This window comes from Streptomyces sp. NH27 (assembly GCF_056859195.1).
The window spans coordinates 1-9,059 of sequence record NZ_JACEGK010000320.1; the positions used below are offsets into that span (position 1 = coordinate 1).

Sequence of the window (9,059 nt, forward strand, 5' to 3'; positions counted from 1 at the left end):
CCCCACCGCCCTACCCCGCCGCCGACATCGCGGCCGCCTGGCAGCGCGAGCGCCCGGGCACCCCGACCACGTCGATCGAGGTCGTCACGCCCATCTGGCGGTTGGCCAAGCTCTTCGCCGACGATCGCGCCCGGGTGCTGCGCGCCGCCAACATCGACGCGGCCACTCTCGACCTGCTCTCCGTGCTCCGCCGCGCAGGACGGCCGTACACCCTGTCCACCCGCGAGATCGCCCGCCGCACCCTGGTCACGGCCGGCGCCGTCTCGCAGCGGGTGGCCCGCGCGGAGGATGGCGGCCTGGTCAGCCGCGGCCCCGCACCGACCGGCGGCCGTACGGTTCTGGTCGCGCTGACGGCCGAGGGACACGCCCTGATCGAGCGCTCCGTCGACGCGGTGCTCGGGCGCGAGGCGACACTCGTGGCGGGCCTGTCCCCGCACGAACGCGCGCTGCTGGTCGGCCTGTTGGACAAGCTGTCCACCGACGTACGGGCGCGGATGAGCTGAGGCGAGTGGGCGGGCGTCACGTTGCATGAAGACGGCTTGCACAAAGACGCCTTGCGCGGAGGGACGCCGACAAGGTGCTTAATGCGGAGGAGTCCCCTGCGCAAAAAAGGGGGCACCCCCGCGGCCCGAGCGGGTCGCGGGGGTGCCGTTTCGGCAGGTGCAGGCTGCCGTCAGGTGGCCGTCCAGACGAACGTCGCGGAGCCCTGGGAGCCCGCCGCGTTCCGGCCGGTGACCGTCACCGTCCAGGTGCCGGCCTTGTCGGCCGCGCCGGTGAAGGTGCCGCCCGCCGAGAGCGAGATGCCCGGCGGCAACCCGGTCGCGGTGTAGCTGACGCCCTTGGCGTTCTTGTCGTACGTCCAGTCGACCTGCTTGTGCGCCGGGCTGCTCATGCCGTACGGGTTGGGCACGGAGAGCGGCGCGGCGGTCGCGGCCGGGCCGGAGGCGGCTGCCTTCGGGGTGACGGTCGCGGCCATGTTGCCGTTGACGGTGGTCGGCACGTTGAGCGTGCCGGCCAGCGGCAGGTTCCGGGAGGAGTCGCCCACCAGGATCTGGTAGTCGCCCGCCGCGGTCGTCCAGTTGCTGTTCGAGGTGTTCCAGTAGGCCAGGTCGTGCGTGCTGACGGTGAAGGTCACCGTCTGCGACTGGCCCGGGTCGAGCGTGACGCGCTGGTAGCCGCGCAGCTGGTGCACGGGCTCGCCGGTGGACGCCGGGTCCCCGACGTAGAGCTGAGCCACCTCGCTGCCGGCTCGCGACCCGGTGTTGGTGACCGTGGCGTGCACGGTCGCCGTTCCGCCGCTCAGCGCCCCGACCTGGAGGTTGCTGAAGCCGAAGGTGGTGTACGACAGGCCGAAGCCGAACGGGTAGAGCGGGGTGATGTTCTTCGCGTCGTACCACCGGTACCCGACGTCCAGGCCCTCGCTGTACTGCACCTGCCCGTTGGTGCCGGGCCACTGTGCCGCCGTGTTCGCGGGCACGTCGGCGAGCGACTTCGGGAAGGTCACCGGCAGCTTGCCGGACGGGTTGACGTCACCGAAGATCAGCGCCGCCATCGCCGTGCCGATCTCCTGGCCCGGGTAGAAACCCTCGAAGACGCCCGCGACCTGGTCGAGCCACGGCATGTTGATCGCCGAGTTGTTGTTGAGCACCACGATCGTGTTCGGGTTGGCCGCGGCCACCTGGGCGATCATGTCGTTGTCGCTGACCGAGCTGCCGCCGTTGTTCGGCAGGTCGAGCGTGGTGGTGTCGTGTTCCTCGTTTCCGTAGTTGTCGGACGCGTAGACGATCGCCACGTCCGAGTTGCGGGCCAGCGTGACCGCCGAGTTGAGGTCGGTCGCGTCGTTGTACTGCACGGTGGTGCCGGTGCCCGCGACCCGGTTCTGCATGCCGGTGATCGGCCAGACCGTGCCGGAGCTGGTGGTGGTGGCACTGCCGCCACCGATGCTCTGCACGCCGGCGCCGCCGTCCCAGCCGATCACCGCGATCGACTCGGTGGTGGAGGTGGACAGCGGCAGGATGCCGTTGTTCTTCAGCAGCACCGCGCCCTCCTCGGCGCCCTCGAGGGCGACCTGCTGGTGGGCGGCGGTGGTGACGGTGGCGCCGGTCGAGCCGCTGGGCGTCTTGTCGAAGAGGCCGAACGCGAAGTACTGGGTGATCAGCCGGCTGGTCATGGTGTCCAGCGTGGCCTGGCTGACGGTGCCGTCGGCCACCGCCTGGGCGAGGAAGTCGGCGTAGAAGTACCCGTTGGGCATCTCCACCGTCAGACCCGCGTTGGCGGAGTCCTGCGTCGAGTGCGTGCCGCCCCAGTCGCTCGTGATGAAGCCGCCGAAGTTCGCCTGCTGGTAGAGGCCGACGTTCATCAACGCCGGGTTCTGGCAGGCGGGCACATTGTTGACCACGCTGTAGGCGCACATGGCCGCCGCCGGCGAACCCTGCTCGACCGCCGCCTGGAAGGCGGGCAGGTACAGCTCCTGAAGGGTGCGGTTGTCGACGATGACCGTGCCGGCCGGGTTCTCGATGTTGTAGACGGCCACATGCTTCATCTCGGCCATCACACCCTGGCTCTGGATGCCCTTGATGTCGGCGGTGGCCATCTGCCCGTTGAGGTACGGGTCCTCGCCGAACGTCTCGAACGCGCGGCCCCACCGCGGGTCGCGGACGATGTTCAGCGTCGGGCCGAGCGCCACCTGCGCGCCTTTTCCGGCGAACTCGGCGCCGATCGCGGCACCGTACTGTTGCTCCAGGGCGGTGTCCCAGGTGGCCGCCGAGGCGTTCGCGGACGGCATCTGGGTGACGCCGCCGAGCCCGTCGCCCACGCCGTGCGGGCCGTCCTGGAACCCGAGGGCGGGGATGCACAGCGACGGGATGCCGTTGATGTTGCCGATGTACGGCGAGGCGTTGTTGTTGCCGTGCAGGATCGACACCTTCTCGGCGTTCGTCATCTGCGCCATCACCTGCGACACGCGGTCCGCGACCGGTGCCGTCGAACCGACCCACGGGCAGTCGCCGTCGCCGCCGGTCGGCGGGGTGCCGGTGCCGCCGGGGGTGAGGACGGTGAACTCCCAGAGCGAGTAGCCGTACTGGGTAGCCCGCTGGGTGCCGTACATCCGCACATAGCGTCCGGTACCGGTGAAGGAGAGGTTCTCCGTCCCGCCGGCCCCGGTCGTCGTGGAGTACACCGTGTTCCACGTGGAACCATCGTCGGAGAGCTGGATCTGGTACGCCGTGGCGTACGCCGTCTCCCAGGTCAACTGGGCGCCGCAGATGCTCTGCGAGGAGCCGAGGTCGACCTGTATCCACTGCGGGTCGGAGGCCGCGCTAGACCACCGGGTGCCCGCGTTGCCGTCGAAGGCCGCCGCCGCGGGCGTGCCGTCGTTCTCGGTGGACGAGGCGCTGGACGGCTTGCCGAGCGCCGCGTCGGTGTTACCGCACGTCGCCAGTGGGGTGCTCCCGCCGCCCGAGCCGCCGTAGACCTGGAACTCCCAGAGCGAATAGCCCCATTGGATGCCGCGCTCGGTGCCGTACATCCGTACGTAGCGGCCGGTGCCCGTCACGTTGAGGGTCTGGACGCCGCCGGTGCCGGTGGTGGTGGAGTAGACGTCGGTCCAGCTCGTGCCGTTCGCCGAGGTCTGGATCTTGAACGATTTCCCGTACGCCGTCTCCCAGTTGAGCACCACCTGGGTGATGGGCTGGCTGGAGCCGAGATCGACCTGGAGCCACTGCGGATCGGACGCGGCGCTCGACCACCGGGTCCCGGTGTCCCCGTCCACTGCCGCGCCGGCGGTGAAGGCGTCCTGGGTCGAGGAGGCGGTGGCCGGCTTGCCCTGTGAGAGCAGTTGCGCTGCGGCGGCGTGGGAGGACGTCGGGTTCAGCGAGAGGTATGCCGAGGCGATGAGCACCAGGGCGAGGAGGGCGATGCCCTGCGGGGGTCGTCGGAAACGTTTACGGCCTGGGTTGGAGAGCCCTAGTGGGGTGACCCTCATGTGTACTCCTGTATGTCGGGTTACGGCTCGCGTGTGGGGGACCGACAGATGGTGCGGAGGGAGAGAGCAAGGACGTGAGAGCGCTCTCTGGCCGACGTGATGGTCACGCCCGTCCATGGGGGGTGTCAACCCTTCTGACAGGTTCGACCGGGCGAACCTGCTTGGCTTGCAAGGCAGTTGACGTGAGAGCGATTCGGGGGATGAGAGGCTGACGCCATGGGCGACGGGGACGAAGCGAGTAGTGGCGCCGCGGAAGGTGACGCCACAGCTGGTGGCGTGACGGGCGGCGACGTGACGGCGGGCGGCAACAGGGCCAACGGCGACGCGACGTCAGGCGGCGGTGAGGCGGGTGAGGCGGACGAGGCAGGTGGCGGCTCGGCTGGTCGCGGCGCCGGCCGGATCAAGGTCGAGTTGGACGGCGTACCGGAGACGCTGCTGTGGAATCTGGCCCACCGCGCCGCCGAGGCCCGGCGGCCGCCAGGGAACCGGCTGCTGGACGACCCGTACGCGGTGGACCTGGTGGACCGGATCGACTACCCCTTCGACCGCTTCGGCGGCGCCGTGATGGCGCAGTGGCACGCGTTGCGGGTGCGCGCCTTCGACGACGAGGTGCGCCGGTTCATCGCCGAGCACCCCGGCGGCACCGTTGTCGCGCTCGGCGAGGGCTTGGAGACGCAGTTCTGGCGGGTGGACGACGGCCGGGTGCACTGGCTCACCGTCGATCTGCCGGAGACGGTCGCGGTGCGTACTGCGCTGCTTCCCGACGAACCGCCGCGCCGCCGTACGGTGGCCCGCTCCGCGCTCGACCTGGGGTGGATGGACGAGATCACCGAGGTCGATGTGGCGAAGGGCGTCCTCGTCACCGCGCAGGGGTTGTTGATGTACCTGCCGGAGCGCGACGCGAAGGGGCTGATCGCCTCGTGTGCGGAGCGGTTTCCCGGCGGGTGGTTCCTCTTCGACGCGCTGCCGCGGGCCCAGGTCGCACAGAACCAGGCGGGCAAGCTGGACGCGCGGGACGGCAGCTACCGGGCGCCGCGCTGGGAGTGGGGGATGGACTACCAGGAGTACCCCAAGATCGCGTCGGCGTCTCCGCTGATCACGCAGGTACGCAGCCTGCGGCTGGGGCGCGGCCGGGGTCTGTACGCGATCGCGCCGTTCTCGCACCGCATTCCGGGGGTACGGTCGATGCGGATGTCGATCATCTCGGTTCGCTTCGGCGCGGCCGGTGGACGCAAGCAGGACGCGGGCGAGTAGCGGCGCCCGCCGGAGGTGGTGTTGCCGGTCGCGGTTGTGCGTGGTGGCGGTACGACCGGCGGCGGGTGCTGCTACTCGCCCGTGACGGCGCCGGGCCAGGGGCCCGGCAGAAGGGCAGGGGGCGCGTGACGACGAACGACTCTCCTCAGACGTACGACGGCGGACTGCTGCCGGCCACGACCCGGGCGCTGATGCACCGGGTGGCGGTGGAGCAGGCCCAAGGCCGCACGCCGTCGCTGGTCGGTGGGGTGACGCGGGACGGGGCGCTGGTGTGGAGCGGGTCGCGCAGCATGATCGAGGGGCACGCCCCGGACGCCGACACGCAGTACCGGATCGGGTCGTTGACCAAGACCTTCGTCGCGGTGCTGGTGATGCGGTTGCGCGACGAGGGCCGGTTGGCGCTCACCGATCCGCTGGAGGAGCACCTGCCCGGTACGTCGGTGGGTGGGGTGACGATCGGTCAACTGCTCGCGCACACCTCGGGTATCGCCTCCGAGACGCCCGGCCCGTGGTGGGAGCGCACTCCGGGCGACCTGCGGCCGGAGTTGGCGGATGTGCTCGGTGCGGCACCGGTCAAGCACCCGGCGGGGCGGCGGCACCACTACTCCAATCCCGGCTTCGCCCTGCTGGGTGCGGTGGTGGCCCGGTTGCGCGGCAAGCCGTGGGGCGACGCGCTCCAGGAGGAGGTGCTCGACCCGCTCGGGATGGCCAGGACCAGCCTGCTGCCGCGGCAGCCCGCGGCGGGCGGTTTCGCCGTACATCCGTGGGCCGATGTGATGGTGCCCGAGGCGGTCCAGGAGACCGGTGTGATGGCGCCGGCCGGTGAGCTGTGGTCGACGGTCGACGACCTCGCGCGGTGGGCGACGTTCCTGGCCGGCGGCCACGAAGGGGTGTTGGCCGAGGCGACCGTGGCGCACATGCGCGAGCCGGCCGCGCCCGCCGAGGCGAGCACGCCGGGCGCGGGGTACGGCCTCGGCATCCAGATCACGCGGCACCACGGCCGTACCCTGATCGGCCACACCGGTTCCATGCCGGGCTTCCTGGCGGCGCTGTGGGTGAGCGTCGAGGACCGGCTCGGCGCGGTCGCGTTGGCCAACTCCACCTCGGGGCCCGCGGTGAGCGGACTCGCGGCCGACCTGCTGGCGATCACCGCCGACGCCGAACCCGCCTTCCCCGCGCCCTGGCGGCCCGCCGACTCCCTCGACCCGGCTCTGCTCGACCTGGCCGGCGCCTGGTACTGGGGCACCCATTCGTACGGGCTGCTGGTGCTGGCGTCGGGCGAGGTGGAGTTGAGGCCGCTGACCGGCCAGGGCCGCGGGACACGGTTCCACGTGGAACATGACGGCACCTGGACCGGACGCGAGGGGTACTACGCAGGCGAGACGCTGCGGGCGGTGCGCCGGGACGACGGCACGCTCAGCCATCTCGACCTGGGGTCCTTCGTGTTCACACGCGAGCCTTACGACCAGCGGGCCCCGGTGCCGGGCGGCTTCCCCGGCTGGAGCTGACACCCAGGGAAACCGCGTTCGTCGCGTCGGCCGGGCTCTGTCCTGACGGCGCCTGTTCCGACGGCGTCTGTCCCGCCGGGGTGCGCAGCAGCACCCCGGCGAGGATGGCCGCGGCGGCGAGCAGTCCCGCGGCCACGACGAAGGCCAGGTGGTAGCCGTCGGCGAGTGCCGCGGTCGTGGTCCGGCCGGCGGCGAGCCGGTGGTCGGTGCGGGTGCCGGCGATCGATGCCAGCGTCGCCAGTCCCAGCGCGCCGCCGATCTGCTGCGCGGTGTTGAACACCCCTGACACCAGGCCGGAGTCGGCCGGTCCCGCCTCGGCCATGCCGAGTGTCAGCAGCGACGGCATGACCAGCCCGAACGCGACCCCCATCAGCAGGATCGGCGGCAGAATGTCGGCCGCGTACGAGGCGTGGCTACCCGCGCCGCCCGACGGTGTGCGGGCCAGCAGCAGGAAGGCGCCCGCGAAGAGCACGAGGCTCGGCAGGAGCACTGCCCGCTGCCCGAAACGGGCCCCGAGGCGGGCGGACAGGACCAGCGACATCACGCCGATCGTCGCTCCGGTGGGTGCCAGTGACAAGCCGATCTCCAGCGGGTCGTAGCCCAGCACGTGCTGGAGGTAGAGCGAGGTCATGAACTGGAAGCCGAACCCGCCCGCGATCACCAGCACCTGGACCGCGTTGGCTCCGGCCACGATCCGGGACCGGAAGATCCGCAGCGGCATCAACGGCTGCGCGGCCCGGGCCTGGCGGACCAGGAAGGCGGCGAGCAGGGCGAGGGCCGCCGCGCCGAACTCGACGGTGGGCGCCGAGGTCCAGCCGCGGTCGGTGGTCTTGACGATGGTGTGGACACCGAGCATCAGGGCGGCGGTGACCAGTACCGCGCCCGGTACGTCGATGCCGCGCAACCCGCCGCGGCCGGCGTGGGCGGCCTGGCCCTGACCGGCGCGGCCCGGGCGGTCGTCGGGCAGCAGGCGCAGGCTCAGCAGGGCCGCGGCGAGGCCGATCGGCAGGTTGACGAAGAAGATCCAGTGCCAGTTGATCGCCTGGGTGAGGATGCCGCCGGCGAGGAGGCCGAGGACGCCGCCCGCGGACTGGGTGAAGCTGTAGATGCCCATCGCCCGGGCCCTGCCGTGCGGGTCGGGGTAGAGGGCGAGCACCATGCCGAGCGCGACGGCCGAGACCATCGCACCGGCTGCGCCCTGCACGAAGCGGGCCGCGATCAGCAGGCCCGCGGAGTCCGCGATGCCGCACAGGAACGACGCGACGGTGAAGGCGGCGAGCCCCGTCACCAGGACCCGGCGCCTGCCGAGCAGGTCGCCGAGCCGGCCGGAGAGCAGCAGCAGACCGGCGAAGGCGATCAGATACGCGTTCACCACCCACGCCAGATTGGCCTGGGAGAAACCGAGGTCGTGCTGGATGGACGGCAGCGCCACGTTCACGATGGTGCCGTCGAGGATGATCATCAAGGTGCCCGCGCTGAGGACCGCGAGCGCGGCAGCGCGCGACCTGACGGCCGGGGGGTGCGAGGAATCGGGAACGGACATCAGGTCGCCTCCTGGCGGATCGGTATGACAGGAGCGACCGTAGCAGATGGTTTTGTTGAAGACTATCTTCTATGGGCCTACTTTGAAGGCTCCACGATATGGGTCCGGGGGTGCCTCGCTTGCCGCCTCACTTGCGGGACTGCCGCGGGCGGCGCACCCCCTGGCCGCCTTCCGGGGAGTCGGCGGGGGTGGCCAGATGTCCGCCGGCGAGCCGGGTCAGTGCGGAGACGAAGACTGCCCTTTCCGCTTCGGGCAGCGCGCCGAGTACGTCTTCGTGCACCCGGTCGACGATGTTCTGCCCGGTCGTCGCGACCTGCTTGCCCTTCGGTGTGACCTTGATGATCCGGGCCCGGCGGTCGTGCGCCGACGGCACGCGCTCGGCCAGGCCGTCCCGTTCCAGCTGGTCGACGGTGACCACCATCGTGGTCTTGTCCAGGTCGGAGAGTTCGGCGAGTTGGGCCTGGGTCCGTTCCGCCTGGTCGGCATGTGCGAGCACGCAGTGTGCGCGCGGTGACATGCCGATCTCCGCGAGGGCGGCCGCCATCTGCGTGGCCAGTACGTGCGCGGTGTGTTGGAGCAGAAAGGAGACGTCGGTGGTCGTCGCGGCTGCGGGCATGGTCTCGACGGTCATGTGTCGAGGGTAGCAAAGTAGTTCCACTACGGGATTGTTTGGTGGCGGACCTATGTGGTGGCCCGAGTTGGTCACGCGGAGTGTTCCACGTGGAACACTGACGAGAGCGAACGGGTGAGTGAGCGAACGGGCGAGCGGGCG

The 9,059-nt window shown here is 71.0% G+C and carries 6 protein-coding genes; 3 read left to right on the forward strand and 3 right to left on the reverse strand.

Annotation, left to right across the window (positions count from 1 at the left end; genetic code table 11):
• Positions 1-26: 26 nt before the first annotated feature.
• Positions 27-503: a MarR family winged helix-turn-helix transcriptional regulator gene (locus AC13HU_RS23890; RefSeq protein ID WP_483043997.1), complete on the forward strand. Its 477-nt coding sequence runs from the start codon at positions 27-29 to the stop codon at positions 501-503.
• A gap of 170 nt (positions 504-673) precedes the next feature.
• Here AC13HU_RS23890 and AC13HU_RS23895 read toward each other — a convergent pair whose 3' ends face one another.
• The gene (locus tag AC13HU_RS23895) at positions 674-3,982 is read right to left on the reverse strand and encodes a discoidin domain-containing protein (protein ID WP_483043993.1); all 3,309 of its coding nucleotides are present in this window, start codon (positions 3,980-3,982) and stop codon (positions 674-676) included.
• A 216-nt stretch (positions 3,983-4,198) separates the two neighbouring features.
• Between AC13HU_RS23895 and AC13HU_RS23900 the strand changes: the two genes are divergently transcribed.
• Both AC13HU_RS23900 and AC13HU_RS23905 read left to right on the forward strand, forming a co-directional pair.
• Entirely contained in the window at positions 4,199-5,236 is a 1,038-nt protein-coding gene (locus AC13HU_RS23900; RefSeq protein WP_483043994.1) for a class I SAM-dependent methyltransferase, read from the forward strand.
• A gap of 191 nt (positions 5,237-5,427) precedes the next feature.
• Positions 5,428-6,744, forward strand: a complete 1,317-nt coding sequence (locus tag AC13HU_RS23905) for a serine hydrolase domain-containing protein (protein WP_483043998.1) — start codon at positions 5,428-5,430, stop codon at positions 6,742-6,744.
• Here the strand turns inward: AC13HU_RS23905 and AC13HU_RS23910 are convergent.
• Together AC13HU_RS23910 and AC13HU_RS23915 are read right to left on the reverse strand one after the other, a co-directional pair.
• Positions 6,683-8,287 carry a DHA2 family efflux MFS transporter permease subunit gene (locus AC13HU_RS23910; RefSeq protein ID WP_483043995.1) on the reverse strand — a complete coding sequence of 535 codons (1,605 nt, stop codon included), beginning with the start codon at positions 8,285-8,287 and terminating at the stop codon, positions 6,683-6,685. The two genes, AC13HU_RS23905 and AC13HU_RS23910, sit on opposite strands and share 62 nt — an antisense overlap.
• Positions 8,288-8,414: 127 nt before the next feature.
• The gene (locus AC13HU_RS23915; RefSeq protein ID WP_483043996.1) at positions 8,415-8,918 is read right to left on the reverse strand and encodes a MarR family winged helix-turn-helix transcriptional regulator; all 504 of its coding nucleotides are present in this window, start codon (positions 8,916-8,918) and stop codon (positions 8,415-8,417) included.
• Positions 8,919-9,059 lie beyond the last annotated feature (141 nt).

Bases quoted from the DNA above. Each gene is read 5' to 3' on its own strand.
- AC13HU_RS23895 (WP_483043993.1), bottom strand. From the start codon at position 3,982: ATGAGGGTCACCCCACTAGGGCTCTCCAACCCAGGCCGTAAACGTTTC.
- AC13HU_RS23900 (WP_483043994.1), top strand. From the start codon at position 4,199: ATGGGCGACGGGGACGAAGCGAGTAGTGGCGCCGCGGAAGGTGACGCC.
- AC13HU_RS23905 (WP_483043998.1), top strand. From the start codon at position 5,428: ATGCACCGGGTGGCGGTGGAGCAGGCCCAAGGCCGCACGCCGTCGCTG.
- AC13HU_RS23910 (WP_483043995.1), bottom strand. From the start codon at position 8,287: ATGTCCGTTCCCGATTCCTCGCACCCCCCGGCCGTCAGGTCGCGCGCT.
- AC13HU_RS23915 (WP_483043996.1), bottom strand. From the start codon at position 8,918: ATGACCGTCGAGACCATGCCCGCAGCCGCGACGACCACCGACGTCTCC.